At 75.3% G+C, this 24,820-nt stretch carries 24 protein-coding genes and 1 other RNA gene; 15 read left to right on the top strand and 10 right to left on the bottom strand.

Annotated features, from left to right (window positions below):
* Positions 1–158 precede the first annotated feature (158 nt).
* Positions 159–1,013 carry a MaoC/PaaZ C-terminal domain-containing protein gene (locus ACIQD7_RS13775; RefSeq protein WP_402441713.1) on the top strand — a complete coding sequence of 285 codons (855 nt, stop codon included), beginning with the start codon at positions 159–161 and terminating at the stop codon, positions 1,011–1,013.
* A gap of 260 nt (positions 1,014–1,273) precedes the next feature.
* On the opposite strand, the gene ACIQD7_RS13770 is transcribed toward ACIQD7_RS13775, so the two are convergent.
* A complete protein-coding gene (locus ACIQD7_RS13770) occupies positions 1,274–2,428 on the bottom strand; it encodes a hypothetical protein (protein WP_402441712.1) in 1,155 nt (384 codons plus the stop codon).
* A 348-nt stretch (positions 2,429–2,776) separates the two neighbouring features.
* Here ACIQD7_RS13770 and ACIQD7_RS13765 point away from each other — a divergent pair, with 348 nt between their 5' ends.
* From ACIQD7_RS13765 to ACIQD7_RS13750, 4 genes are read left to right on the top strand one after another with little or no spacing between them, the layout of a single operon-like run.
* Complete coding sequence (locus ACIQD7_RS13765) at positions 2,777–3,598, top strand: Nif3-like dinuclear metal center hexameric protein (protein WP_121833673.1); 822 nt, start codon at positions 2,777–2,779, stop codon at positions 3,596–3,598.
* Positions 3,595–4,338 carry a zinc ribbon domain-containing protein gene (locus tag ACIQD7_RS13760; RefSeq protein ID WP_202527619.1) on the top strand — a complete coding sequence of 248 codons (744 nt, stop codon included), beginning with the start codon at positions 3,595–3,597 and terminating at the stop codon, positions 4,336–4,338. Before ACIQD7_RS13765 ends, ACIQD7_RS13760 begins: the two co-directional genes overlap by 4 nt.
* Entirely contained in the window at positions 4,338–5,885 is a 1,548-nt protein-coding gene (locus ACIQD7_RS13755) for a bifunctional RNase H/acid phosphatase (protein ID WP_402441711.1), read from the top strand. Before ACIQD7_RS13760 ends, ACIQD7_RS13755 begins: the two co-directional genes overlap by 1 nt.
* Positions 5,886–5,940: 55 nt before the next feature.
* Positions 5,941–6,771 carry a GNAT family N-acetyltransferase gene (locus ACIQD7_RS13750; RefSeq protein ID WP_402441710.1) on the top strand — a complete coding sequence of 277 codons (831 nt, stop codon included), beginning with the start codon at positions 5,941–5,943 and terminating at the stop codon, positions 6,769–6,771.
* On the opposite strand, the gene eda is transcribed toward ACIQD7_RS13750, so the two are convergent.
* Positions 6,758–7,399, bottom strand: coding sequence for a bifunctional 4-hydroxy-2-oxoglutarate aldolase/2-dehydro-3-deoxy-phosphogluconate aldolase (eda, locus tag ACIQD7_RS13745; protein WP_402441709.1), 642 nt, complete (start codon positions 7,397–7,399; stop codon positions 6,758–6,760). The two genes, ACIQD7_RS13750 and eda, sit on opposite strands and share 14 nt — an antisense overlap.
* A gap of 63 nt (positions 7,400–7,462) precedes the next feature.
* Positions 7,463–8,230, bottom strand: coding sequence for a peroxide stress protein YaaA (yaaA, locus tag ACIQD7_RS13740; RefSeq protein WP_402441708.1), 768 nt, complete (start codon positions 8,228–8,230; stop codon positions 7,463–7,465).
* Positions 8,231–8,451: 221 nt separating this feature from the next.
* Between yaaA and ACIQD7_RS13735 the strand changes: the two genes are divergently transcribed.
* The gene (locus ACIQD7_RS13735) at positions 8,452–9,894 is read left to right on the top strand and encodes an RNB domain-containing ribonuclease (protein WP_161373545.1); all 1,443 of its coding nucleotides are present in this window, start codon (positions 8,452–8,454) and stop codon (positions 9,892–9,894) included.
* Here ACIQD7_RS13735 and ACIQD7_RS13730 read toward each other — a convergent pair.
* Both ACIQD7_RS13730 and ACIQD7_RS13725 read right to left on the bottom strand, forming a co-directional pair.
* Positions 9,839–10,678, bottom strand: a complete 840-nt coding sequence (locus tag ACIQD7_RS13730) for a hypothetical protein (RefSeq protein ID WP_402441707.1) — start codon at positions 10,676–10,678, stop codon at positions 9,839–9,841. The genes ACIQD7_RS13735 and ACIQD7_RS13730 overlap by 56 nt on opposite strands.
* 40 nt (positions 10,679–10,718) lie before the next feature.
* Positions 10,719–11,519: a MerR family transcriptional regulator gene (locus tag ACIQD7_RS13725; protein WP_402441706.1), complete on the bottom strand. Its 801-nt coding sequence runs from the start codon at positions 11,517–11,519 to the stop codon at positions 10,719–10,721.
* Positions 11,520–11,598: 79 nt separating this feature from the next.
* Here ACIQD7_RS13725 and rnpB point away from each other — a divergent pair.
* The 4 genes from rnpB to ACIQD7_RS13705 all read left to right on the top strand — a co-directional run bounded on the left by rnpB (position 11,599) and on the right by ACIQD7_RS13705 (position 13,929).
* Positions 11,599–11,997: RNase P RNA component class A (gene rnpB, locus ACIQD7_RS13720), an RNA gene on the top strand.
* A gap of 138 nt (positions 11,998–12,135) precedes the next feature.
* Positions 12,136–12,321 carry an antitoxin gene (locus tag ACIQD7_RS13715; protein ID WP_121832500.1) on the top strand — a complete coding sequence of 62 codons (186 nt, stop codon included), beginning with the start codon at positions 12,136–12,138 and terminating at the stop codon, positions 12,319–12,321.
* A gap of 208 nt (positions 12,322–12,529) precedes the next feature.
* Positions 12,530–13,543 (top strand): hypothetical protein, encoded by a 1,014-nt coding sequence (locus tag ACIQD7_RS13710; RefSeq protein ID WP_402441705.1) that lies wholly within the window; start codon positions 12,530–12,532, stop codon positions 13,541–13,543.
* A 62-nt stretch (positions 13,544–13,605) separates the two neighbouring features.
* The gene (locus ACIQD7_RS13705) at positions 13,606–13,929 is read left to right on the top strand and encodes a nuclear transport factor 2 family protein (RefSeq protein ID WP_351973782.1); all 324 of its coding nucleotides are present in this window, start codon (positions 13,606–13,608) and stop codon (positions 13,927–13,929) included.
* A gap of 132 nt (positions 13,930–14,061) precedes the next feature.
* Here ACIQD7_RS13705 and ACIQD7_RS13700 read toward each other — a convergent pair whose 3' ends face one another.
* Complete coding sequence (locus tag ACIQD7_RS13700) at positions 14,062–14,805, bottom strand: SDR family oxidoreductase (protein ID WP_402441704.1); 744 nt, start codon at positions 14,803–14,805, stop codon at positions 14,062–14,064.
* 135 nt (positions 14,806–14,940) lie between these two features.
* On the opposite strand from ACIQD7_RS13700, the gene ACIQD7_RS13695 reads away from it, so the two are divergent.
* On the top strand, positions 14,941–16,572 hold the full coding sequence (locus ACIQD7_RS13695; protein ID WP_402441703.1) for an alkaline phosphatase D family protein: 1,632 nt from the start codon (positions 14,941–14,943) through the stop codon (positions 16,570–16,572).
* Between the two features lie 15 nt (positions 16,573–16,587).
* Here ACIQD7_RS13695 and ACIQD7_RS13690 read toward each other — a convergent pair whose 3' ends face one another.
* A complete protein-coding gene (locus ACIQD7_RS13690; protein WP_402441702.1) occupies positions 16,588–17,574 on the bottom strand; it encodes a Gfo/Idh/MocA family protein in 987 nt (328 codons plus the stop codon).
* Positions 17,575–17,657: 83 nt separating this feature from the next.
* On the opposite strand from ACIQD7_RS13690, the gene ACIQD7_RS13685 reads away from it, so the two are divergent.
* Positions 17,658–19,055: a Bcr/CflA family multidrug efflux MFS transporter gene (locus ACIQD7_RS13685; protein WP_402441701.1), complete on the top strand. Its 1,398-nt coding sequence runs from the start codon at positions 17,658–17,660 to the stop codon at positions 19,053–19,055.
* 9 nt (positions 19,056–19,064) lie between these two features.
* Positions 19,065–20,057 carry a small ribosomal subunit Rsm22 family protein gene (locus tag ACIQD7_RS13680; protein ID WP_402441700.1) on the top strand — a complete coding sequence of 331 codons (993 nt, stop codon included), beginning with the start codon at positions 19,065–19,067 and terminating at the stop codon, positions 20,055–20,057.
* A 13-nt stretch (positions 20,058–20,070) separates the two neighbouring features.
* Here the strand turns inward: ACIQD7_RS13680 and ACIQD7_RS13675 are convergent, their stop codons facing one another.
* On the bottom strand, positions 20,071–20,643 hold the full coding sequence (locus tag ACIQD7_RS13675) for a TetR family transcriptional regulator (protein ID WP_402441699.1): 573 nt from the start codon (positions 20,641–20,643) through the stop codon (positions 20,071–20,073).
* 127 nt (positions 20,644–20,770) lie between these two features.
* Here ACIQD7_RS13675 and ACIQD7_RS13670 point away from each other — a divergent pair, with 127 nt between their 5' ends.
* The gene (locus tag ACIQD7_RS13670) at positions 20,771–21,718 is read left to right on the top strand and encodes an SDR family oxidoreductase (protein WP_402441698.1); all 948 of its coding nucleotides are present in this window, start codon (positions 20,771–20,773) and stop codon (positions 21,716–21,718) included.
* On the opposite strand, the gene ACIQD7_RS13665 is transcribed toward ACIQD7_RS13670, so the two are convergent.
* Positions 21,688–23,145, bottom strand: coding sequence for an MFS transporter (locus ACIQD7_RS13665; protein ID WP_402441697.1), 1,458 nt, complete (start codon positions 23,143–23,145; stop codon positions 21,688–21,690). The two genes, ACIQD7_RS13670 and ACIQD7_RS13665, sit on opposite strands and share 31 nt — an antisense overlap.
* Positions 23,146–23,304: 159 nt before the next feature.
* On the opposite strand from ACIQD7_RS13665, the gene ACIQD7_RS13660 reads away from it, so the two are divergent.
* Complete coding sequence (locus tag ACIQD7_RS13660) at positions 23,305–23,913, top strand: TetR/AcrR family transcriptional regulator (RefSeq protein ID WP_402441696.1); 609 nt, start codon at positions 23,305–23,307, stop codon at positions 23,911–23,913.
* 54 nt (positions 23,914–23,967) lie between these two features.
* On the opposite strand, the gene ddaH is transcribed toward ACIQD7_RS13660, so the two are convergent.
* Positions 23,968–24,798: a dimethylargininase gene (gene ddaH / locus ACIQD7_RS13655; protein ID WP_373682837.1), complete on the bottom strand. Its 831-nt coding sequence runs from the start codon at positions 24,796–24,798 to the stop codon at positions 23,968–23,970.
* Positions 24,799–24,820 lie beyond the last annotated feature (22 nt).

Here is a 24,820-nt window from a genome sequence, read left to right as displayed (position 1 = left end):
GGTCCTGACGTGCCGTCGGCGAGGGTTCCCAAGCCCGGTCGCCTCGGCTATACAAGAGGGCCACCGAACTGGAACACGTTCCAGAGCGACCGTGCTCCGGGACGACCGCGCTTCGGGGCCGCCGCGCTCCGGGCGACCGCGTGAGGAGCAGCAGCCCGATGCCCATCGACGCAGCCAAGGCCGTCGCCGCCGAACCCCGCAGCACCGAGATCGCCTGGGACCACAAGGACGTCCAGCTCTACCACCTCGGCCTCGGCGCGGGCACGCCCGCCACCGACCCCGCCGAACTCCGCTACACCCTGGAGTCCCGGCTCCACGTCCTGCCCAGCTTCGCCACCGTCGCGGGCGGCGGCATGGGGATCGTGGACGGCCTCTCCGCCCCCGGCGTCGACGTCGACCTCATGGCCGTCCTGCACGGCGCCCAGTCGATCACCCTCCACCGCCCCCTCCCCACCGGCGGGCGCGCCGTCTCCACCTCCCGCGTCGCCGCCGTCCACGACAAGGGCAAGGCCGCCGTCCTCGTCCTGCGCTCCGAGACCGCCGACGCCGACGGGCCGCTGTGGACGAGCGACGCCCAGATCTTCGTGCGCGGCGAGGGCGGCTGGGGCGGCGACCGCGGCCCCTCCGACCGGCTCGCCCCGCCCGACCGCGCGCCCGACCGGACCGTGGAGCGGCCCGTCCGCGAGGAACAGGCCCTGCTCTACCGCCTCTCCGGCGACTGGAACCCGCTGCACGCCGACCCGGAGTTCGCGGCCCTCGCCGGTTTCGACCGGCCCATCCTGCACGGCCTCTGCACCTACGGGATGACCCTCAAGGCCGTCGTGGACACCCTGCTCGACGGGGACGTCGCCCGCGTCCGCGCGTACCGCACCCGCTTCGCCGGGATCGTCTTCCCCGGCGAGACCCTGCGCATCCGGATGTGGACCGTGGAGGGCGGCGTCCAGGCCGCGGTCACGGCGGTGGAGCGCGACGACGCCCCCGTCCTCGCCGACACGTTCGTGGAGCACGCGTAGGGCGGCCGGGAACGCCGGAGGGCCCCGGGGTTTCCCCCGGGGCCCTCCGGATCACTCCGCGCGCCCGGCCGACCGGGCACCGGTCACTGCGCGTCGGGTTCGCGGCGGTGGCGGCCGTGCGGGGAGGACGAGGAGTCCTCCGCCGGCGAGGCCTCACCACGATGCCGCCCGGAGCCGTGCGACTCCGTACCCTCCGTGCTTGCTTCCGACATGCCGTGACTCACCCCGTAGAAATCGATCTTTCCGTGCGGCCCGGAAGTCTAGTCAGCGGGCCGCCCGTCCGTGAGGGGAGCCTGCTGGAGCGGTACGGGACGGCACACCCGGGGCCCCTCCGGAACCGTCACCGGCTCCGGCGCGGGATCCGGCTCGGGCGGCGGCTCCAGGGACGCGAGCCCGCACGGCGTTCCGGGCGTCGCGTACGGCAGCCGCAGCACGCCCTCCGGCGTCCACAGGCCCGTGCCCGCCAGCCACCCCTGCGGGGCCGCCAGCTGGTCCATCCGGCGCGACGAGGGCCGCCAGGTCCCCACCCAGCTCCCGGCCGCCGCGTCGATCCGCAGCGCCACCGCGCAGCTCTCCGGCATGAGCACCTGTCCCGGCTGCACGGCGAACGGCGTCACCGCCGCGTCGTCCAGCCGCAGGCAGTCGGGGAAGCGCACCGGGAGCAGGCTCCCGAGGACGCCCCAGCCGAGGCGGTCGTGGCCCGGCGACGGCGCGTCGGAACGGATCAGGAGCAGCCCGCTGTCCGGGTCCGCGAGCAGCAGCCGGTCGTCGCTCTCCTCGGTGATCTGGAGCAGCGGCGTCACCTCCCCGCCCCGCTCCAGGTCGACGGCGACCGCCTTCACCGGCCCGTCGCCGAGCCGCCGGTCCAGGGCGAGCATCCGGCCCGTGCGGTCGAGCCACACGCCGCCCGAGCAGCGGCCCCGGACCTCCGCCACCCGCTCGGGACCGAAGGCCCCGCCCGCCACCAGCCACAGCGTCGTGGTGTCGGGGCCGACGCACAGCGCGTACGCGCAGATGCCGTCCGGCGAGGGCGGGAGCAGCACGAGGTCCTCGGAGCCGGGCGCGTCCACCGAGCCGAGCCGGAGCTCCCCGGTGGCCGGGCCGGTGGGGTAGAGCAGCGAGAAGGAGCGCCGCCGCCCGTCCACGCGGCGGCAGACGAGGACCCGGCCGTCCGCGAGGGGGAGCAGCTGGGTGTGCGGCTCCTCCGGCTGGTCGAGCGGGAGCGGCACGGCGTACGGCTCCGGGCCGTCGAGGGTCCACCTCTCCACGTACAGGGCGTCACCGGCGCCCGCGAGCCCGGCCGCGTACGCGCCGTTCGCCGTGGTCGTGAACCCCGTCGGCCGGCCGGTGCTCCCGCCGTGCTTCCCCTCGCGGTCGTCGTCCTCGGCCGTCGTCTCGATGGCACACGCTGTCATCGACTCGTCACCTCCGGCGACGAAGCTAGTTTTCGCACTTCCAGCCGAACAACACGAGCCCGCTCACTTCACACATAAGGGTGGCCGTCCGGCGTTTCTGCTGAGCGGGGGAGGGCGGTTGTGCTGGAGTGACCGGCGGTGACCCCGGGTAAGGGGAGCCTAAGTGGAGTCGGGGGCTCCGGCGGCGGGGGTGCCACCAAGGGCGGGACCGTCCACCGGGAACCGTCCACCGGGACTGTCCACAGGGGGCGGGGTCCGAGCGGGACTGTCCACAGGGGAGACGGGGCCCGAGCGGGGTTGTCCACAGGCCAGGACGGCGGAGCACGCGGGACAGGTAGCCTTTCCCCCGTGCCCCGTCTGTCTGAAGTCATCGCCGAACTCGACGCCCTCTGGCCGCCCGACCGGGCCGAGCAGTGGGACGCCGTCGGCACCGTCTGCGGCGACCCCGACGCCCGGGTCGGCCGCGTCCTCTTCGCCGTCGACCCCGTCCAGGAGATCGTCGACGAGGCCGTCTCCCTCGGCGCCGACCTGATCGTCACCCACCACCCGCTCTACCTGCGCGGTACGACGACGGTCGCGGCCGGCCACTTCAAGGGTCGCGTCGTGCACGACCTCATCAAGAACGACATCGCCCTCCACGTCGCGCACACCAACGCCGACACCGCCGACCCCGGCGTCTCCGACGCCCTCGCCGGCGCCCTCGACCTGCGCGTCACCGGCCCGCTCGTCCCCGAGAACGGACTCGGCCGGATCTGCGAGCTCGACCGCCCCGAGACCCTCGCGGAGTTCGCCGCCCGCGCCGCCGCGCGGCTGCCCGCCACCGCGCAGGGCATCCGGGTCGCCGGCGACCCCGCCATGACCGTGCGCCGGGTCGCCGTCAGCGGCGGCTCGGGAGACAGCCTCTTCGACGCCGTGCGCGCCGCCGGCGTCGACGCCTTCCTCACCTCCGACCTGCGCCACCACCCCGTGTCCGAGGCCACCCAGCGCACCCCGCTGGGCCTGGTCGACGCCGCCCACTGGGCCACCGAATGGCCCTGGTGCGAGCAGGCCGCCGCGCAGCTCGACGCGATCTCCGACCGTCACGGCTGGGACCTCCGCGTCCACGTCTCGAAGACGGTCACCGACCCCTGGTCCTCCCACCACACCTCTTCTCCTGGAGCCCCCAACTGAACGCCGCGCCCGCCGACCAGATCCGCCTCCTCGACGTCCAGGCCCTGGACGTACGCCTCCAGCAGCTCGCCCACAAGCGCCGCTCGCTGCCCGAGCACGCCGAGATCGAGGCGCTCACCAAGGACCTCACCCAGCTGCGCGACCTGCTCGTCGCCGCGCAGACCGAGGAGAGCGACTGCGGCCGCGAGCAGACCAAGGCCGAGCAGGACGTCGACCAGGTCCGCCAGCGCGCCGCGCGCGACCAGCAGCGCCTCGACTCCGGCGCCGTCTCCTCCCCGAAGGACCTGGAGAACCTCCAGCGCGAGATCGTCTCCCTCGCCAAGCGCCAGGGCGACCTGGAGGAGATCGTCCTGGAGGTCATGGAGCGCCGCGAGTCGGTCCAGGAGCGCCTGACCGAGCTGACCGAGCGGGTCTCCGCCGTCCAGGCCAAGACCGACGACGCCACCGCCCGCCGCGACGCCGCCCAGGCCGAGCTGGACGCCGAGGCCGCCTCCGTCGCCAAGGAGCGCGAGCTCGTCGCGGGCTCCGTCCCGGCCGACCTGCTCAAGCTGTACGAGAAGCTGCGCGAGCAGCAGGGCGGCGTGGGCGCGGCCCGGCTCTACCAGCGCAAGTGTGAGGGCTGCCACATCGAGCTCAACATCACCGAGCTCAACGAGGTCCGCGCCGCCGCCCGGGACGCGGTCGTCCGGTGCGAGAACTGCCGCCGGATCCTCGTCCGCACCTCGGAGTCCGGCCTGTAATGACCTCCGCGCGCGAGCTCGTCGTCGAGGCGGACGGGGGTTCCCGGGGCAACCCGGGGCCCGCCGGGTACGGGGCGGTGGTCCTGGACGCGGTGACGGGCGAGACGCTCGCCGAGGCCGCCGAGTACATCGGTGTGGCGACGAACAACGTCGCCGAGTACAAGGGCCTGGTCGCGGGCCTCAAGACGGCCCGGGAGCTCTTCCCGGACGCCACCGTCCACGTCCGCATGGACTCCAAGCTGGTCGTCGAGCAGATGTCCGGCCGCTGGAAGATCAAGCACCCGGACATGAAGCCGCTCGCGGCCGAGGCCGGGCGGGTCTTCCCGGCGGGCCGCGTCCGCTACGAGTGGATCCCGCGCGAACGGAACAAGCACGCGGACCGGCTCGCGAACGAGGCGATGGACGCGGGGCGGCTCGGCCGCCAGTGGGAGCCGTCCGGCTCCACGGCGTCCCTGGACGCCTCGGCCGCCCGCAACGCCGCCGCCCCGCTCCCGTCGGGCCCGCCGGGCGACGCCCGGGCGGGAGCGGCACGGGCGAGGGCGGCGCTTTCCGGAACCGCCGGGACGCCGACCGCCGGAACCGCCGGGACGCCGAGCACCGGGACCCCCGCCGGGCCTTCCGGCTCCCCGAGCGCCAGGACCTCCGACGCCCGTACGGGCGCAGGCGCGGGTGCCTGGCCCACCACGGACGGCGGCACGGACGACGGCCTGTTCGCCGCCGAGGACGCCACCGCGACCTCCTCCACCCCGGTCGCCTCGGGCGACTTCGAGGCGGAGGCGGGCGTCCTGGCGTCGACGGACCACGAGCCCGGGACCACCGCCACCGCCAGCGGCACCGCCACCACCGGCGCCACGCGGGCCGACGCACCCGCCCCCGTACAGCCGCAGGGCACCGCCCCGCAGGGCTGGTCCGGGCCCGACATGGGCGCGCCCGCCACCTTCGTGCTGCTGCGGCACGGGGAGACCGCGCTCACGCCCGAGAAGCGGTTCTCCGGGAGCGGGGGGAGCGATCCCGAGCTGTCGGCGGCCGGGCTGCGGCAGGCCGAGGCCGTGGCCGCCGCGCTCGCCGCCCGGGGCACGATCCAGGAGATCGTCAGCTCGCCCCTGACCCGCTGCCGCCAGACCGCCGCCGCCGTCGCCGCCCGCCTCGGGCTCGACGTGCGGATCGAACAGGGCCTGCGGGAGACCGACTTCGGCGCCTGGGAGGGACTGACCTTCGGCGAGGTCCGCGAGCGGTACCCCGAGGACCTCGACGCCTGGCTGGCCTCCCCGAAGGCCGCGCCGACCGGCGGCGGCGAGAGCTTCGCGACCGTCGCCCGGCGCGTCGCCGCGACCCGGGACCGGCTGACCGCCGCCCACGCGGGCCGCACCGTCCTCCTCGTCACCCACGTCACGCCCATCAAGACCCTGGTCCGGCTCGCCCTCGGCGCCCCGCCGGAGTCCCTTTTCCGCATGGAGCTGTCGGCCGCCTCGATCTCGGCCGTCGCCTACTACGCGGACGGCAACGCCTCCGTACGCCTCCTCAACGACACCTCGCACCTCCGCTAGGGAGCTCGGGAAACGGGTGGCGCGGGGCCCCGTCCCCATACCACCATCACCGTCCATGACGTGGCACTTCACCGAGGACCCGGACGTCTTCCGCGCGGCCGCGGGCGCCCTGCCGGCCGCCGAGCCCGCCCGCAACACCGGCGTGCTCACGCTCGTGGACACCGCCGGGCGGCTCGGCTGGTGGACCGAGCCCGACGGGCGGGTCACCGGGGTGCTCGTGGTGGCCGTGCCGGGGGAGCCGGTCTTCGGGGCGGTCACGCCGGAGGCGGCCCGCGCGCTCGCCTCCCCACGGGACCTCCTCGGGGAGCCGGACCTCTTCGGGGACGGAGGGGCGACGGTCGTACGGGGCGAGGCGGCGGCCGTCGAGGCGTTCGCGGAGGCCACCGGCCGCCCCTGGACCGCCACCGTCCGGACGCGGCTCTTCCGGCTCGGGACGCTCACCCCGCCGGACCCGGCCCCCGCCGGGCGCGCCCGCGTCGCCACCGCCGCCGACATCCCGCTCGCCGCCGCCTGGGCACGGGAGTTCGTCCGGGACATCGGCGAGGAGCCGGACGAGGACTACACCGGGCCCGTCACGGAACGGATCTCCGGCGGTCGGCTGCTCCTCTGGGAAGACGACGGCGGGCGGCCCGTCTCCATGGCGTGCTTCTCACCCGTGGCCGAGGGCCAGTCCCGCGTCCACCTCGTCTACACCCCGCCCGCCGCGCGCGGACGCGGATGCGCCGCCGGGGCCACCACCGCCGCCACGCGCGCCGCCCGGGCCGCCGGGGCCGCGCAGGTCCTGCTCTTCGCGGACCTGGCCAACCCCACGAGCAACGCCCTGTACCGGCGGCTCGGCTACCGGCCGGTGGCCGACCACCTCACGGTGGAGCTCACCGGCCGCTGATCGGCACCCGCAGGGCCGACGCCTCGCGCGCGAGGGACTCGACGCGGGCCCAGTCGCGGGACGCGAGGGCGTCGGGCGGCAGCATCCACGTGCCGCCGACGCAGCCGACGTTCGGCAGGGCGAGGTAGGCGGGGGCGGACGTGGCGGAGACGCCGCCGGTCGGGCAGAAGCGGGCCTGCGGGAGCGGGCCCGCGAGGGACTTCAGGTACGGGACGCCGCCCGCCGCCTCCGCCGGGAAGAACTTCATGGCGTCCACGCCCCGTTCGAGCAGCGCCACGACCTCCGAGACCGTCGAGACCCCCGGCAGGAAGGGCACGCCCGACTCCCGCATCGCGCCGAGGAGCCGCTCGGTCCAGCCGGGACTGACCAGGAACCGGGCCCCGGCGCCGACCGCGTCCGCGACTCCGGCCGCCGAGACGACGGTCCCGGCGCCGACGACCGCCTCCGGCACCCCGTCCGCGATCGCCCGCACGGCGTCGAGCGCGGCCGGGGTCCGCAGCGTGACCTCGATCAGCGGCAGCCCGCCGGCCACCAGGGCGCGGGCCAGCGGAACCGCGTCGGCGGCGTCCTCGATCACCACCACGGGGACGACGGGGGCTTCCGGGGCAAGGTCGAACACGCTCGTCATGGCCTCATCCTGTCGAGGGTGAGCGCCGGTCGCAACGAGCGTTGCGTAGGACGCAACAAGACCTCAGTGGATCTCGTCCACCAGGACGTCGAGCGCCCCCGCCTTCCCGCCCTCCTCCACCACGTACCGCAGGTCCCGCAGCGCCTCCACCAGCTCCGCCGGAGTGGCCGGGTCCGCGCCCGCCTCCAGCAGGCTCCGTACGATCCGGCCCTTCGTCGCCTTGTTGAAGTGGCTGACCACCTTCCGGGTCGGCGCGTGCAGCACCCGTACCGTCGCCGTCCGCGCCGCCACCGCGCCCTTCGGCCGCCACGCCGTCGCGTACGCCGACGAGCGCAGGTCCAGGACGAGCCCGTCCCCGGCCACCTCGGGCAGGACGGAGGCCATCGCGCCCCGCCAGTACGCGCCGAGCGCGCCGAGGCCCGGCAGCTTGACCCCCATCGAGCAGCGGTACGACGGGATGCGGTCGGTCACCTTCACCGCGCCCCACAGGCCGGAGAAGACCAGGAGCGCGTCCCCGGCCCGCTCCCGGGCCGCCGCGTCCAGGGTCGCCAGGCCGAGCGCGTCGTACAGGACGCCCGTGTAGACCTCCCCGGCCGGGCGCGCCCCGGCCGTCCGCAGCTCGGCGTTCTTCGCGACCTCGCCGCGCAGCCCCTCGCTCAGGCCGAGCACCTCGCGCGCCTTCTCCTCGTCGGCGGCGCACAGCTCGACCAGCTCGTCCAGGACCGCCGCCCGCGCCTCCGCGAGCCCCGGCAGGGACAGCGATTCCGGCTTGAGGGGCGCCCCGCTCCCCGACGGAGCCTTGCCTTCGGAGGGCGGCAACAGCACGAGCACGGTGGTTCTCCTTCGTACGGACGGGGGTGGGGGTGCGGCCCCGGCCGCCCAGCCTACAAAGCGGCGCCACCCCGCCGGCCCGGGCCGCCGAGCCGGAAACGCCGGTCCGGGCCGCCGAAGCCGGAAACGCCGGCCCGGGAGCACCGCCCCGCCGAAGCCCCCGCCGCCCCCGCCCCCACCGCCGAAATGACGGACCCGCCCCCGCCCCCTACGCTCGGTCCATGCCCCGCCGCCCCCTTCACGTGACCGGCGCAGCCGAGGCTCCCCTGCGGGCCGCCCTGCGCGCACTCCGGACCGAGCTCGCGATCCCCGGGGACTTCCCGCCCGCCGTGCTCGCCGAGGCCGAGGCCGCCGCGAAGGCGCCCCGGCTCCCCGCGCACGACGCCACCGACCTGCCGTTCGTCACCGTCGACCCGCCCTCCTCCACCGACCTCGACCAGGCCCTCCACCTGGCCCGCAGGGCCGACGGCGGCTACCGCGTCCACTACGCCATCGCCGACGTCGCCGCCTTCGTCGCACCCGGCTCCGCGCTCGACGCCGAGGCCCACCGGCGGGTCCTCACCCTCTACTTCCCCGACGGCAAGGTCCCCCTCCACCCGGCCGTCCTCTCCGAGGGCGCAGCCAGCCTCCTCCCCGGCGAGGTCCGGCCCGCCGTGCTGTGGCGGATCGACCTCGACGCCGAGGGGCGCAGGGTCGCCACCGACGTCCGCCGCGCCCTCGTCCGCAGCCGCGCCAAGCTCGACTACGCGGGCGTGCAGCGGCAGATCGACTCCGGCACCGCCGAGGAGCCCGTCGCCCTGCTCCGCGAGATCGGGCGCCTGCGCGAGGCCATCGAGAGCGAGCGCGGCGGGATCTCCCTCGACGTCCCCGAGCAGGAGATCGTGGAGAAGGACCACGGCTACGACCTGGTCTACCGGGCCCCGTTCCCCTCCGAGAGCTGGAACGCGCAGATCTCCCTGCTCACCGGCATGGCCGCCGCCGACCTGATGACCGCCGCCGGCACCGGCATCCTGCGCACCCTCCCCACCGCGCCCGACGGCGCCGTCGCCCGGCTGCGCCGCTCCGCGCAGGCCCTCGGCGTCGACTGGCCGCACCACGTCCCGTACGCCGACGTCGTCCGCTCCGCCGACCCCTCGAACCCGCGCCACGCCGCCTTCCTCCAGGAGTGCACCACCCTCCTGCGCGGCGCCGGGTACACCGTCTTCACCGACGGCCACGTCCCCGTCCCGGCCGTGCACGCCGCCGTCGCCGACGAGTACACCCACTGCACCGCCCCGCTGCGCCGTCTCGTCGACCGGTACGCGAGCGAGCTGTGCGTGGCGGCGGTGGCCGGGGACGAGCCGCCCGAGTGGGTGCGGGCCGCGCTGCCCGCGCTCCCCGACGAGATGGCCGCGGGTTCGCGCCGGGCCAACGCCGTCGAGCGCGAGAGCGTCGACATCGTCGAGGCGGCGCTCCTGAAGGACCGGATCGGGGAGCTCTTCGACGCGTACGTGATCGACGTCAAGGAGCGCGAGCCGTCCACCGGCACCGTCCACCTGGAGGACCCGGCGGTGGTCGCCCGGATCGCGGGCGGCGAGTCCGCGCTGCCGCTGGGGGAGTGGCTGCGGGTCAGACTCGCGGAGGCGGACCCGGGTCGGGCGAAGGTGCTGTTCGCGCCCGCGTGAGCGCCTCGTCCACCGCCCTGTACAGGGCCTGCGGGTCGTCGGCGTGGACCCTGACGACCCGTACGGGCCGGGGCGCGCCGAGCAGCCGGGGCGCGTCGACCGGTGCGGTCAGCTCGACGGTGACGGAGGTCTGCGCGCCGACGGCGAGGTTCAGCTCGCCGTCCGCCTTCTCGTGCGAGAACAGCGACTCCCGCCGTACGGACGCGATCCGGTCGAGCGGGATCCGCAGGTCGACGTGGGCGGCCTGCCGCAGCCGCAGGACGTCCCCGGCGAGGACGTGCGGGCGGGTCGCGGAGGCGGCGTGCAGACCGAGGACGAAGAGCGCGGTGTAGACGTCCAGGACGAGGACGATCCCGTGGACGACGGGCCAGCGGGCGAGCAGGAACGACATGCCGACCGTCTCGACCGCGCACACGAACGCGAAGCCGTACATCAGCGCCGCCTGGTCGCGGGCGTGCGGGAAGACCCCGTCCGCTCCGGCGGTCCCGTGCGGCTTGCGCGCGACCCACCGCCCCAGGCTCGCGAGGAGCCGCAGCTCGTGCCCGACGAGCCGCAGCACGGGCTCGGGCACCAGCTCCGCCACGGCGTCCCGCCGCGACAGCCCCCGTCGCCGCAGCCGCAGGTAGACGAGCCCTTCGACGAGGAGGAGCCCCGCCACGAGGACCTCGGCGACGCCGAGGACGGCAGCGGGTATCCGTACGCCGCCGACGAGGCAGCCGACGAGGACGACTTCGAGGGGGAGCACGGCGTAGGCGAGGAGCCGGAGGGGGCGCACGGAGATCACGGGGTTGCCTCCCGCCAGTCCCGAAGCGGGCTCACGGACATCACGGGGCTCCCCCTGTCGTGAGATCGCGAGACCCCTCACGCCCCTCCCGCCGCTCCCCGACGAGCCGCACCGCGAGGCGCACGGCCGCCTCCTGGGCGGGGGAGAGGTCCGCGAAGACGGCGTCGGCGAGGAGGGCGCCGGAGGCGCGCCCGTCCGCGCTCCGCTCCGGCAGCTCGACCCCCGGCATGTCCGGCAGGCGGTCCGCGAGCACCCGGGCGGCCTCGCCCACGCGGGGATCGTCCGGCCCGGCGTCCTCCAGGGCGTCGAAGAGCCCGTACACCTCGTGCGCGTACGGGGCCGTGCCGCGCAGGGTCTCCATCAGGCGCGCCCGGTCCTCCTCCGGGACGACGGCGTCGAGCAGGGCGAGGACCTGCCGGTCCTTCACGGCCATGGGGGAGGCGGGCAGCTCGCCCAGACCGGCGAGCAGGTCGGCGAACTCCGGCGAGACCGGCCCGTCGGCGGGCAGCCGCCCGGCGCGGGCGTCGTCCAGGAGCACGGCGAGGCGCTCGCGCCGCTCCCGCAGGACGGCCTCCTGCCGGGCGAGGTCGTCGGCCAGCTCCTCCAGGACCTCCACGAGGCCCCGCCCCTCGTCGCCCGCGAGCACGTCCCGCACCTCGTCGAGGCCGAGCCCCAGCTCGGTGAGCCGCCGGATCCGGGCGAGCAGGACGGCGTCCCGGACGCCGTACTCCCGGTACCCGTTGGCCCGCCGCGCGGGCTCGGGCAGCAGCCCGGACTGGTGGTAGTGCCGCACGGCCCGGGGGGTGACCCCGACCAGGGCGGCGATCTCGCCGATACGCATGGGGCCCAGTAGAAACCCTGACGCTGCGGCAAGGTCAAGCACGGGTCGGTGCGGCGGGTAGCATGGTCGGCACGGCAGACGAGCCGGGCGGGCGGCCGCGTGGGGGTCTTCGGACCTCCCCGAGGAACGTCCGGGCTCCACAGAGCAGGGTGGTGGCTAACGGCCACCCGGGGTGACCCGCGGGACAGTGCCACAGAAAACAGACCGCCGGGGACCTCGGTCCTCGGTAAGGGTGAAACGGTGGTGTAAGAGACCACCAGCGCCTGAGGCGACTCAGGCGGCTAGGTAAACCCCACTCGGAGCAAGGTCAAGAGGGGACGCTCCGGTGTCCCTGCGCGGATGTTCGAGGGCTGCTCGCCCGAGTCCGCGGGTAGACCGCACGAGGCCGGCGGCAACGCCGGCCCTAGATGGATGGCCGTCACCCCGACGACCGCGAGGTCCCGGGGGACAGAACCCGGCGTACAGCCCGACTCGTCTGCCCCTCAGGGCCCTTGACCGTGAAACCACAGGTCAGGGCCCTTCTTCTTGGAGTTGCGGGTCGCGCGGATGCGGCCGGGGCGGTGAGGGGGGACCCTTGGAGGTGCCCGTTGACGGACAGACTTCGAGGAGTACCGCGATGTCGATGCTGGACAAGCTCAAGCAGGCGTTCAAGGGCCACGAGGACCAGGCCGGGAAGGGCGTCGACAAGGCAGGGGACTTCGTCGACGAGAAGACTCAGGGCAAGTACAGCGGCCAGGTCGACACGGCCCAGGACAGGCTCAAGCGGCAGATGGGCCGTGATCAGGACACGCCGCCCCAGTGACGGAGGGGCGCGGCGACGTGCCGCCCCACCGACAGGTCGGTCCGGCCCGGCGGCACGAGCCGCCGGGCCGGACCGTTTCTCCGCCTCGCGCTCTCCGTGGACGAGCGCGCGCCGGGGGCGGTGGTGCCCACCGTGGCTTTCCGGGTGTCGCGGGGCGGCGGTGAGGCCCTGACCGGGGCTCGAACGGATATTCGGTTAGGGTGCGCGGGTGATATTCGGACGCAAGCGATTCCCGGCTGCCGTGGCGGCCTTCGAGACGGCCGTACGGGCCCAGGACCCGGACGCCGCCGAGGACGCCTTCGAGCGGTTGCTGGCCGCGGCGGGCGGGGCCGGGGACGCGGAGCTGCACGAGGCGGGGCCGCGCCTCGCCGCCTTCCTCGACGAGGTCCCGCCCGGCCCCCGCGGCACGATCGCCGTCCTGATCGGCGCCTGCGTCGAGCGGGGAGCCGATCCGTTGGCCTGCGCGCCCGCCGTCTTCGAGGGTGCCCGGGGCGCGTTCGAGCGGGCGGCCGGCTTCTGCGCCGCCTGGAAGGAGGCCGGCCGCGGCGAGCTGCCGTCCCACGAGGGCGAGGGCCTGGAGGACGCCGACTTCAAGCGGTTCGGCTTCGGACCGGTGATGGCCTGGCAGTCGCTCCCGCACTTCGAGAGGGCGTGCGTGGCGATGCTCAACTCCCCGGCCGTACGCCGGACCGTCCCCGGCAGGGCCGGGCTGCGGGACGCCGTGACGCGCACCGCCGGGCTGTCGGGCGAACCGTTCCAGTGCCTCGTCTACGCCCTCGCCGTCCTCGACGACGAGCCGTTCGTCGCGATCGACCGCGCCACCGGCGCCGGGTTCGCCCTGCGCGCCTCCGGCATCGGCGACAACTTCCAGCTCCACACCCTCCTCGCCGACGCCCTGATCGGCGGCGGGCACCTGCCGGGCACGGCGCCCTCGCCCGAGGCCGTCGCGATGTGCCGGGACCTGCCCGGCCAGACGCCCACCACCGGCTCCTTCAACCTGGTCGGCGCGGACGGCGAGTGGATCTGGAACGAGGGGAACCCCGCCGACGTCCCCGTCGTGGACGGCGTGCGCCTCGTGGTCCTCGACCCGCCCCCGTACGAGCGGAGCTGGCCCGCCGGCCGGTTCTTCCCCGGCATGACCGGCGAACTGGTCCTGGAGCGCGCCCTGACCGCCGAGGAGAGCCGCGCCCTGCTCGCCCAGGTGGCCCAGCCCGGGCGCTGACACGCCGGGGCGTGCGGCCCGGTTCCGGGGGGAGGGCGGGGCGGGAGGTGTACGGGTAGGGCATGACCATTCCCGTGGAGCAGCTCTCCGACCCGGCCGTGCGCGCCTTCGTCGCGGCCCTCAACGCCAACGACCAGGAGGCCTTCCGGGCGGCCCTCGCGCCCGGTGCCACCATGTCCGACGACGGTACCGACCGGGACCTCGACGCCTGGACCGAGAAGGAGGTCTTCTCCTCGCGCGGCCACATGGAGATCGAGTCCCAGAAGGCCGACGGGCGCGACCTCGTCGCCCGCTACCGCAACGACACCTGGGGCGAGATGCGGACCCGCTGGCGGTTCACCGTCGAGGACGGGAAGATCGCCCGGTTCGAGACCGGGCAGGCGTAGGGCCCGTCCGGCGGATCACGGCCGGGGCCGCGGCGCCCGGCACGGCACCTCGCCGGACGCCGCGTCCCGCCCGGTCCTGATCCGCCGGACAGGCCCCGGGGCGCGGCGCGGTACCGCGCGCCGGCCGGGGTCTCAGCCCCGGCCGACGTACGGCATCGCCGTCGCCATCACGGTCGCGAACTGCACGTTCGCCTCCAGCGGCAGCCCCGCCATGTGCACCACCGTCGCCGCCACGTCGGCCGCGTCCATCACCGGCTCCGGCGCCAGCCGGCCGTCCGCCTGGAGGATGCCGGCCTGCATCCGGGCCGTCATGTCGGTCGCCGCGTTGCCGATGTCGAGCTGGCCGCAGGCGATCCGGTACGGACGCCCGTCCAGGGACAGGGACTTCGTCAGGCCCGTCATCGCGTGCTTCGTCGCCGTGTACGCGATCGAGTGCGGGCGCGGCACGTGGGCCGAGATCGAGCCGTTGTTGATGATCCGGCCGCCCTGCGGCTCCTGCTCCTTCATGGCCCGGAAGGCCGCCTGCGCGCACAGGAACGCGCCCGTCAGGTTGACGTCGACGACCGCCCGCCAGGTCGCCGGGTCCAGGTCCTCGACCGGGGTCCCGCCGCCCGCGAACGTCCCCGCGTTGTTGAAGAGCAGGTCCACGCGCCCGTAGCGGTCCCGTACCGACGAGAAGAGGGCCGCGACCTCCGTCTCCGACGTCACGTCCGTCGGGGCGCACAGGAAGTCCCCGTCCGGGGCGAGTGCCGCCGTCTCCTCCAGGGCCTCCGCCCGGCGGCCCGCGAGCGCCACCGACCAGCCCGCCGCCGCCAGGGCCAGGGCCACGCTCCGGCCGATGCCCGAACCCGCTCCCGTCACCACTGCGATGCTCATGGGCGCGCAGCGTACGCGAGACGCATGCACCGTGAACTCATCCGTCCGACACGTGGATGTCCTGTACCCGACAACGCGTGGTCGCCCCGGCCCCCTCGAATGACGAGCGCATCGCATTCGTCAGGGGAGGGGCACATGAGTCGGACGCATGAGCATCATCAGGAACTCCGGGACGCCGCACGGCACTTCGGGCGGCGGCGGTTCCTCACCGTCACCGGCGCCGCCGCCGCGCTCGCCTTCGCCACCCAGCTGCCCGCCGCCGGCGCCGCGGCCGCCGCCGAACTCGACGCCCGGCGCGTCACCGAGGACCCGTTCACCCTGGGCGTCGCCTCCGGCGACCCGTTGCCCGGCTCGGTCCTGCTCTGGACCCGGCTCGCGCCCCGTCCCTTCGAGCCCGGCGGCGGGCTGCCCGACCGGCGGGTCCCCGTCCAGTGGGAGCTCGCCCACGACGAGCGCTTCCGGCGCGTCGTGCGGCGCGGGGCCGCCACCGCCCACCCCGAGTTCCGGCACACCGTCCACGTCGAGATCGAGCACCTCGCGCCCGGCCGCGCCTACTTCTACCGCTTCCGCGTCGGCGCCTGGACCAGCCCGGTCGGCCGCACCCGCACCGCCCCGGCCCCCGACGCCCGTACCACGGCGCTCTCGCTCGCCGCCGTCTCCTGCCAGGCGTACCACGACGGCTACTTCACCGCCTACCGCCACCTCGCCGAGGAGGACGTGGACGTCGTCTTCCACCTCGGCGACTACCTCTACGAGTACGCCGTCGACGCCACCGGCGGCGCCCGCTCCTACACCGACCGCGTCCTGCCGGCCGTCTTCAACCGCGAGACGCTCACCCTGGAGGACTACCGGCTCCGCTACGCCCTCTACAAGACCGACCCCGACCTGCGGGCCGCGCACGCCGCCCATCCCTTCGTCGTCACCTGGGACGACCACGAGACCGAGAACAACTACGCGGGCGACACCCCCGAGAACACCGTCCCGCCGGAGGAGTTCCTGCTCCGCCGCGCCGCCGCCTACCGCGCCTACTGGGAGCACCAGCCGCTGCGCCGCCCCCAGCTCCCCGACGGCCCGGACATGCGGCTGTACCGGCGGCTGAGCTTCGGGCGCCTCGCGCAGTTCGACATCCTCGACACCCGCCAGTACCGCTCCGACCAGGCGTACGGCGACGGCTGGCAGGTCCCCGGGCCCGAGTCCGAGGACCCCTCGCGCACCCTGACCGGCGCCACCCAGGAGCGCTGGCTGCTCGACGGCTGGCGCCGCTCCCGGGCCCGCTGGAACGTCCTGCCCCAGCAGGTCGTCTTCGCCGAGCGCCGCGACCGCGCCACCGCCGACTTCAAGCTCTCCATGGACTCCTGGGACGGCTACCCGGCCTCCCGGCAGCGGATCCTGGCGGGCGCGGAGGCCGCCGGCGTCGAGAACCTGATGGTGCTCACCGGCGACGTCCACGTCTCCTACGGCCTCGACCTCAAGGCCGACTTCCGCGACCCGTCCTCCCGGACCGTCGGCACCGAGATCGTCACCACCTCGATCACCAGCGGCAAGGACGGCGCCGACCGCCCCTCGAACTACGACAGGCTCACGCAGGCCAACCCGCACCTGCGGTTCTTCAACGGGCGGCGGGGCTACGCGAAGGTCTTGCTCGGCCGCGAGAGCGCCCGCGCCGACTTCCGTACGGTCCCGTACGTGACGACCCCGGGCGCCCCCGTCACCACCGCCGCCTCCTTCGTCACCGAGGCGGGGAACCCGGGGCTCACCCCGGCCTGACCCCTCGCCCTCCGGTCATTCCCCGGGGTAGCGGACGCCGACGCGGTCCCGTACCGCGTCGAGCGTCCGCATCACCGCGAGCGAGCCGTCCAGCGGCACCAGCGGGGACTCCCGCTCGCCCGCCCGCAGACAGCGCATCACCTCGGCGGCCTCGTGCCGGAAGGAGTGCGGATCGGCCTCCGCGACGAACTCCTCCGGCTCGGCGCCGTTCCGGTGCAGGGTGAACCGCTCGGGGAAGAAGAAGCCGCGCGGCACGTCGATCCGGCCGAGGGAGCCCGTCACCGAGGCCGTCAGGGGGGTGTCCGCGGCGATCGAGCAGGACAGCAGGGCCGACGCGCCCGTGCCGGACCAGCCGAGCAGCATCGCCGTGTTCAGGTCGACGCCCTCCGGCGAGAGCAGCGCGTGCGCCTGCACCGAGTCCGGCTCGCCGAGCAGCAGCTGCGCGAACGACACCGGGTACACCCCCAGGTCGAGCAGCGCCCCGCCGCCCGTCTTCGGGTCCCGCAGCCGGTGGTCCGCCCCGAACGGGCCCGCGAGCCCGAAGTCCGCCTGGACCGTGCGGACCTCGCCGACCGCCCCGTCGCGCACCAGCTCCGCGATCCGCCGGATCAGCGGGTTGCAGTACATCCACATGGCCTCCATCAGGAAGAGGCCGCGGTCCCGGGCGAGGGCGACCAGCTCCGCCGCCTCCCGGGCGTTGAGCGTGAGGGCCTTCTCGCAGAGCACCGCCTTGCCCGCCTCCAGGGCGAGGCCGGCCGCCGTCCGGTGCGCGTGGTGCGGGGTCGCCACGTACACCACGTCGACGTCCTCGTCGGCGAAGAGCCCGGCCCACTCCCCGTACGCCCTCGGTATCCCGAACCGCTCCGCGAAGGCCTTCGCGGGCGCCTCGCTGCGGGAGGCCACCGCCACCACCTCGGCGTCGTCGAGCGTCAGCAGGTCGGTGGTGAACCGCTCCGCGATGCCGCCCGTCGCCAGGATTCCCCAGCGCACCGTCCCACCCATGTTCCCCACCCGTCTCGCAGAGGTCTCGACCATGCCGGTCGAGCTGAGAGCATAGGCAAGGTTTCAACGAAATGGAGCGGTCGATGCCGGAGAGCGGTCAGAAAACAACACAAGGGAACATAGAAGAAACCGGGCCCGTCGCTCCCGACGCGCCCGGTGCCCTCGCCGCCGCCGGGGTCCCCGCCGCGACCGCCGACCCCGCCGCCCCCGCGCCCGCCGCCCCCGGCGTCGCCGCCGCCCGGCGGACCGGGCTGCTCGTCACCCTCGTCCTGGGCGGCCTCACGGCCCTTCCCCCGCTCTCCATGGACATGTACCTCCCGGCCCTGCCGGAGGTCACCGGCGCGCTGGGCGCGCCCGCCGCCACCATCCAGCTCACCCTCACCGCCTGCCTCGCCGGCATGGCCCTCGGCCAGCTCGTCGTCGGCCCCATGAGCGACAAGTGGGGCCGCCGCCGCCCGCTGCTCGCCGGCATGATCGTGTACGTCCTCGCCACCGCCGTCTGCGCCCTCGCGCCCACCGCCGAGACCCTCATCGGCTTCCGGCTGCTCCAGGGCCTCGCGGGCGCCGCCGGCATCGTCATCGCCCGCGCCGTCGTCCGCGACCTCTACGACGGCGTCGAGATGGCCCGCTTCTTCTCCACCCTGATGCTGATCTCCGGCGTCGCCCCGATCGTCGCCCCCCTCATCGGCGGACAGATCCTGCGGATCACCGACTGGCGGGGCGTCTTCCACGTCCTCACCGGCGTCGGCGTCCTGCTCACCCTCGTCGTCCACCGCTTCCTCGACGAGACGCTGCCGCCCGAGCGCCGCCACGAGGGCGGGGTCGGCCAGGCCCTGCGCACCATGCGGGGGCTCCTCGCGGACCGGGTCTTCACCGGCTACATGCTGACCGGCGGCCTCGCCTTCGCCGTCCTCTTCGCCTACATCTCGGCGTCGCCGTTCGTCGTCCAGGAGATCTACGGCGCCTCGCCGCAGACCTTCAGCCTGCTCTTCGGCCTCAACTCCATCGGCCTCGTCGCCGTCGGCCAGATCAACGGCAAGCTCCTCGTCGGCCGCGTCAGCCTCGACAAGGTGCTCGGCTGGGGCCTCGCGGTCATCCTCCTCGCCGCCCTCGCGCTGCTCCTCATGACCAGCGGGGTCTTCGGGAAGGCCGGGCTCGTGCCCGTGGCCGCCGGACTCTTCGTCCTGATGTCCGCGATGGGCCTCGCGATGCCGAACACCAACGCCCAGGCCCTGATGCGCACCCCGCACGCCGCCGGGTCCGCCTCCGCCCTCCTCGGCACCACCTCCTTCCTCGTCGGCGCCGTCGCCTCCCCGCTCGTCGGCATCGCGGGCGAGCACACGGCCGTCCCGATGGCCGTCGTCCAGCTCACCTGCGCCGTCCTCGCCCTGGCCTGCTTCCTGGGCCTGTGCCGCCCGTGGCGGACGGCCCCCGGAGCGGGCGCCGCGCAGGCGGGGAAGGCGCCGGGCCCGGCCGCCTAGACTGCCGTGGTGAACGCCTCCGCCCCCTCCGCCGACACCCTGCGCGCCGCCCTCGCCGGGCTCCTCGACGGCCTGCCGCCCCAGCGGGCCGCCCGGGCCGTCGAGCGGCTGATCGCCCATTACCGGGGCACCACCCCGACCGACGCCCCCGTCCTCCGCGACCGCTCCGACGTCACCGCGTACGCCGCGTACCGGATGCCGGCGACCTTCGAGGCGGTACGGGGCGCCCTGGGCGCCCTGCGGGACGCCGCGCCCGACTGGGAGCCGCGCACCCACACCGACGTCGGCGGCGGCACGGGCGCGGCGAGCTGGGCCGTCGCGGAGGCCTGGGGCGGACGGCCGCCCCGCACCACCGTCCTCGACTGGGCCGAGCCCGCCCTCGCGCTCGGCCGCGAGCTGGCCGGCGGCGTCCTCGACGCGGAGTGGCGGCGCGAGCGGATCGGCGGCGCGCTGCGCCTCGCCGACACGGACCTGGTCACCGTCTCGTACGTCCTCAAGGAGCTGACGGAGGCCGACCGGACCTCGCTCGTCACCGAGGCGGCCCGCGCGGCACGGGCCGTCGTGGTGGTCGAGCCGGGCACCCCCGACGGCTACGAGCGGATCATCGCGGCCCGCGCCCTGCTCGTCGGCGCCGGGTTCACCGTCGCCGCGCCCTGCCCGCACAGCGGGGCCTGCCCGATCGTGCCCGGCACGGACTGGTGCCACTTCGCGGCCCGGGTCAGCCGGTCCTCGCTGCACCGGAAGGTGAAGGGCGGTTCGCTGCCGTACGAGGACGAGAAGTACGCGTACGTGGCCGCCGTCCGGTTCCCGGTGGCCCCGGCGGCCGCCCGGATCGTCCGCAGGCCGCAGATCCGCAAGGGCCTGGTCCAGTTCGAGCTCTGCGACGCCGAGGGCCTCTCCCGCGACACCGTCACCAAGCGCCACGGGCCCCTCTACAAGCAGGCCCGTGACGCGGAGTGGGGCGACCCGTGGCCGCCGGAGGGGGCGGACGACACCCGCTGAGACCCGGCCGGAGTCACAGCCCCCCGCCCGAGGCCACCGCCTTCAGTTCCGTGAAGGCGTCCCGGACGAGGCGGGCCGGGTCCAGGCCCTCCGGGTCCGTGATCCAGCGGTCGAAGGCGACCCCGAAGGCGGCCATGCCCACCTCGGCGGCGAGGCGGGCGGCCGGTTCCGGCACGCCCCGCTCCCGCAGCGCTCCGGCGAGGGTCGCCGCCAGGGCGGCCAGCTTGACCAGCTCGCGCTCCCGTAGCTCGGCGTGGGCCGCGATGACGGCCTGACGCCGCCGGGCCAGGTCCCTCCGCTCCCGGAAGAGCTCCGAGGCCGCCTGGAGGGCGGCGGACACGGCGTCGATCGGCGCCGTGTCCGGCGGGACGTCGGCGAGCGCGCCGACCACCCGCTCCAGGAGCGGGTTCCCGTGCGGGAAGAGCACCTCGCGCTTGTCGGCGAAGTGCCGGAAGAAGGTCCGTTCCGTCAGCCCGGCCCGCTCGGCTATCTGTTTCGCGGTGGTCGCGTCGAACCCGTACTCGCCGTACAGCTCCAGTGCCGCCTGCTCCAGCCGGCCGCGCGCGTTCGGCTCCCATCTCCCCATGCCCCGATAGTACGCGACGACAGTCGCTGTCATCGCGTGCTAGCTTCGATGTCAGCGGCTGTCATCGGTTCCGTGGTGCCGCGTCCGCCGGCCCCCCGGCAGCGGCTCGCACAAGGAGGTCTTTCCCATGCGTGTTCTCGTCACCGGCGCGACCGGGTGGATCGGTTCCGCCCTCGTCCCCGACCTCGTCGACGCGGGGCACCGGGTCGTCGGGCTCGCCCGCTCCGACGCCTCGGCCGCCGCGCTCGCCGCCGCCGGGGCCGAGGCGGTCCGCGGCTCCCTCGACGACCTCGACGTCCTGCGCGAGGCGTCCGCCGCCTCCGACGGCGTGATCCACCTGGCGTTCGACCACGAGACCGCCTTCGCCCGGGGGGACATGAGGGCCGCCGCCGAGGCGGACCGCCGTGCCGTCGAGGCGATGGCGGAGGCGCTGACCGGCACCGGCAAGCCGTTCGTCCTCGCCTCCGGCACGCCCGTGGAGGAGGGCCGGACGGCCACGGAGCGCGACGGGCACGACGTGCCCCCAGTGGACGCCGTCCCGCCCGCCGCCGCCGGCGCGGTGGCCCGGATGGCCACCGGGGAGTACGTGCTCGGGCTCGCGGACCGCGGGGTGCGCTCCTCGGTCGTGCGCCTGCCGCGCACCAACCACGGCGAGGGGGACCGGGGCTTCGTCGCGACCCTGGTCCGGACCGCCCGCGAGCAGGGCGTCGCCGGCTACTACGGCGACGGGACCAACCGCTGGCCCGCCGTCCACCGCGACGACTCCGCCCGCGTGTTCCGGATCGCCCTGGAGACGGCCCCGGCCGGTTCGACGCTGCACGCCGTCGCCGAGGAGGGCGTCGCCCTGCGGGACATCGCCGAGGTCGTCGGGCGCCGCCTCGGCCTGCCCACCGCCCCCGTGCCGCCCGAGGAGGCCGCCGGCCACTTCGGGTGGCTGGTCGCCGTGCTCGCCGCCGACCAGCCGGCCTCCGGCGCGCTGACTCGCGAGCTCACGGGATGGCGGCCCGTACGGCCGGGGCTCCTGGAGGACCTGGAGGCGGGGCACTACTTCCGTGCCCCCGCCGCCTCCGTCTGAGGCGCGCCGCGGCGGCTCCGGCGCAGGAGGAGGGCCGGGGCGAGGACGGCGAAGAGGACCGCGGCCGCGTTGACGAGGACCGCGCGGCCGATGCCGTCGGGGAGCGTGGCGGCGGTGACCACCACGGCGCTCATGACCGGGGTGCCCAGGGTGATGCCGACCTGCTGGGTCATGGTGGCGATGCCGGTGGCCATGCCCTGCTCGGCGTCGGGCAGCCCGGAGGTGGCCGTCACCATGAAGCCGACGATGGCCAGCATGTTGCCGACGCCGCCCGCGAAGGTGGCGGCGAGCAGCAGCCCGTACGTGCTCCGCCCGTCGCCGAGGCCGACCAGGGAGAGGGTGGCGACGGCCTGGAGGATGCCGCCCGCGATCAGGGCGGTGCGGGGCGAGAAGCGGCCGATGAAGCGCGGGGCGAGCAGCCCGCCGAGGACCGTGCCGGCGCCCAGGACGCCGAAGGACAGTCCGGCGGCGAGCGGCGAGAAGCCCAGGACGTCCTGGAGGTGCAGCGTCATCAGGAAGACCAGCGAGGTCTCGGTGGCGAAGGCGACGAGCCCCGCGAGGTTGCCCAGGACGACCGTGCGGCGCTTCAGGACCCGGAGCGGGACGAGGGGCGCGGCGGAGCGCCGCTCGACGAACGGGAAGGCGGTGAGCAGGGCGGCGGCCGTGACCAGGGCGACCAGGACGCCGGGGTCGGTCCAGCCGTGCTCGCCGGCGGCGGTCAGCCCGTAGACCAGGGCGAGGAGGCCGCCGGTGACGGTGACCGCGCCGGGCACGTCGAGGCGGGGCCGCACGGCCGGGCGGCTCTCCCGGACGACGGCGGGGGCCACGAGCAGGACGGCGAGGGCGACCGGCACGTTGACGAAGAACGCCCAGCGCCAGGAGAGCAGGTCGGTGAGGACGCCGCCGAGGACGGCCCCGGTGGTGAACCCGGCGGACATCAGGGCGCCGTTGAGGCCGAGGGCCTTCTCCCGCAGGGGTCCCTCGGGGAAGGCGGAGGTCAGCAGCGAGAGCCCGGCGGGGGTGACGGCGGCGGTGGCGAGGCCCTGGGCGACGCGGGCGGCCATGAGCAGCTCGGGGGTGGTGGCAAGGCCTCCGGCGAGCGAGGCGGCGCCGAGGACGGCCATGCCGCCGAGGAAGATCCGGCGGCGGCCGAGGAGGTCGGCGATCCGCCCGAAGAGGAGGGTGAAGCCGGCGGCGGCGAGGGCGAAGCCGGTGGCGATCCACTGGAGGCCGCCGAGCGAGAAGCCGAGTCCCTCCCCGATGACCGGCAGGGCGACGTTCAGGATCGAGAAGTCGACGGCCAGCATGAACTGGGCGACGAGGAGGACGACGAGGACGAGCCGCATCCGCCCGTCCATGCGGGGGGCGGCGGTGGCCTGGGCGGCCTGGGACGCGGCCGGGACGGGCGGGGTGTCGAGGGCAGTCATGCTGGGACCCCTTAAAGGGACATGAGTTCCGTTAAGATGGTCCAGACGGTAGCAGGGTGAGGAGCGTTAATGGAACAGGATTCCCGTTTGGGTGGAGGGTCGGGGGCTCCGGAAGTACCGGAAGCCCCGGAAGCTCCGGCAGTCCCGGAAGGAGCCGCGGTGCCCGCGCCTGGTGCCCGGCGGCCCGGTGGGCGTACCGCCAAGGTCCGCCGGGCCGTGCTCGACGCCACGCAGGAGGCCCTGGCGGCCTCCGGCTTCCACGCGCTGAACATGGACCGGATCGCCGCGGGCGCGGGCGTCGGCAAGACCACCGTCTACCGCCGCTGGGGCTCCCCGGCCGCCCTGGTCGCCGACCTCCTGGACGACATGGCCGAGCAGTCGCTGCCCGCCGCCGACACCGGCGGCCTCGCGGGCGACCTGCGGGCCAACGCCGCGCTGGTCCTGGAGACCCTCACCGATCCCCGGATGGGCCCCGTCTTCCGGGCCGTCGTCGCCGCGGCCGCCTGCGACGAGGAGTGCGCCCGCGCCCTGGGCGGCTTCTACCGCACCCGCCTCGCCGAATGGGCCCCGGTGGCGGTGCGGGCCGAGGCCCGGGGCGAGCTCCCGCCCGGCACCGACCCGCTCGAACTGCTCCGCGCGGTCTCGGCCCCGCTCTACTACCGGTTCGCCGTCACCCACGAGGAGCTGACCCCCGCCGACGCGGAACGGGCCGTCACGGCGACCCTGGCCGCCGCCGCGGCGGGCGCCTTCGTACCGGACGGACCCTAGGGGGCCCGGCGCGCCGCCGCCCCCGCGAGGGCGGCGGCGCGCTTCACGCGGGCGCTACGGCCGCAGCTCCTGCGTGCAGCACTTCACGCTGCCGCCGCCCTTGAGCAGCTCGCTCAGGTCCATGCCGACCGGCTCGAAGCCCCGCTCGCGCAGCGGCTCGAAGAGGCCCACCGCCGCCTGCGGCAGCAGGACGTTCCGCCCGTCGCTCACGGCGTTGAGCCCGAAGGCCGCCGCGTCCTCCTCCGTCGCGATCAGGGCGTCCGGGAAGAGTCGGGCCAGCACCGCCCGGCTGCCGGGGGAGAAGGCGGCCGGGTAGTACATGACCTCGTCGCCGGCGTCGTCCAGGACGCACAGCGCCGTGTCCAGGTGGTAGTAGCGCGGGTCCACCAGGTCCAGGCCGATCACCGGCCGCCCGAAGAACTCCTGCGCCTCGCCGTGCGAGAGCGGACTGGCGCGGAAGCCGCGCCCGGCGAGGATCCAGGAGGCGGTGACGGCGAAGTCGCCCTCGCCCTCGTTCACGTGCTGCGGGACCCGCAGGTCCTCCTCCGCCCAGCCGTGGCGGCGGAACCAGTCCAGGTGCGCGTCGGCCTCGGCCGCCCGCTCCGGATAGGCGAACCGCGCGCCGAGGGCCCGGCCCCCGACGACGGTCGCGCCGTTCGCCGCGAAGACCATGTCCGGGAGCGCCGGGTCCGGCTCCAGGACCTCCACGGTGTGGCCGAGCGCGCGGTAGCGGTCCCGCAGGTCCTCCCATTGGGCGAGGGCGAGCCGGGGGTCGACCGGTTTGGTGGGATCCATCCAGGGGTTGATGGAGTACGTCACCGTGAAGTGCGCGGGTGGGCACATCAGGTAACGGCGGGGCGAGGGCGAGCGCGGAGTGGTGCGCAAGAAGGGCTCCTCACGGGCGGAC

The organism is Streptomyces sp. NPDC093071 (assembly GCF_044754545.1).
In the GTDB taxonomy this organism is placed as follows: domain Bacteria; phylum Actinomycetota; class Actinomycetes; order Streptomycetales; family Streptomycetaceae; genus Streptomyces.
The sequence above is the reverse complement of the archived record's forward strand: the minus strand, read 5'-3'. Positions and strand labels throughout refer to the sequence as shown.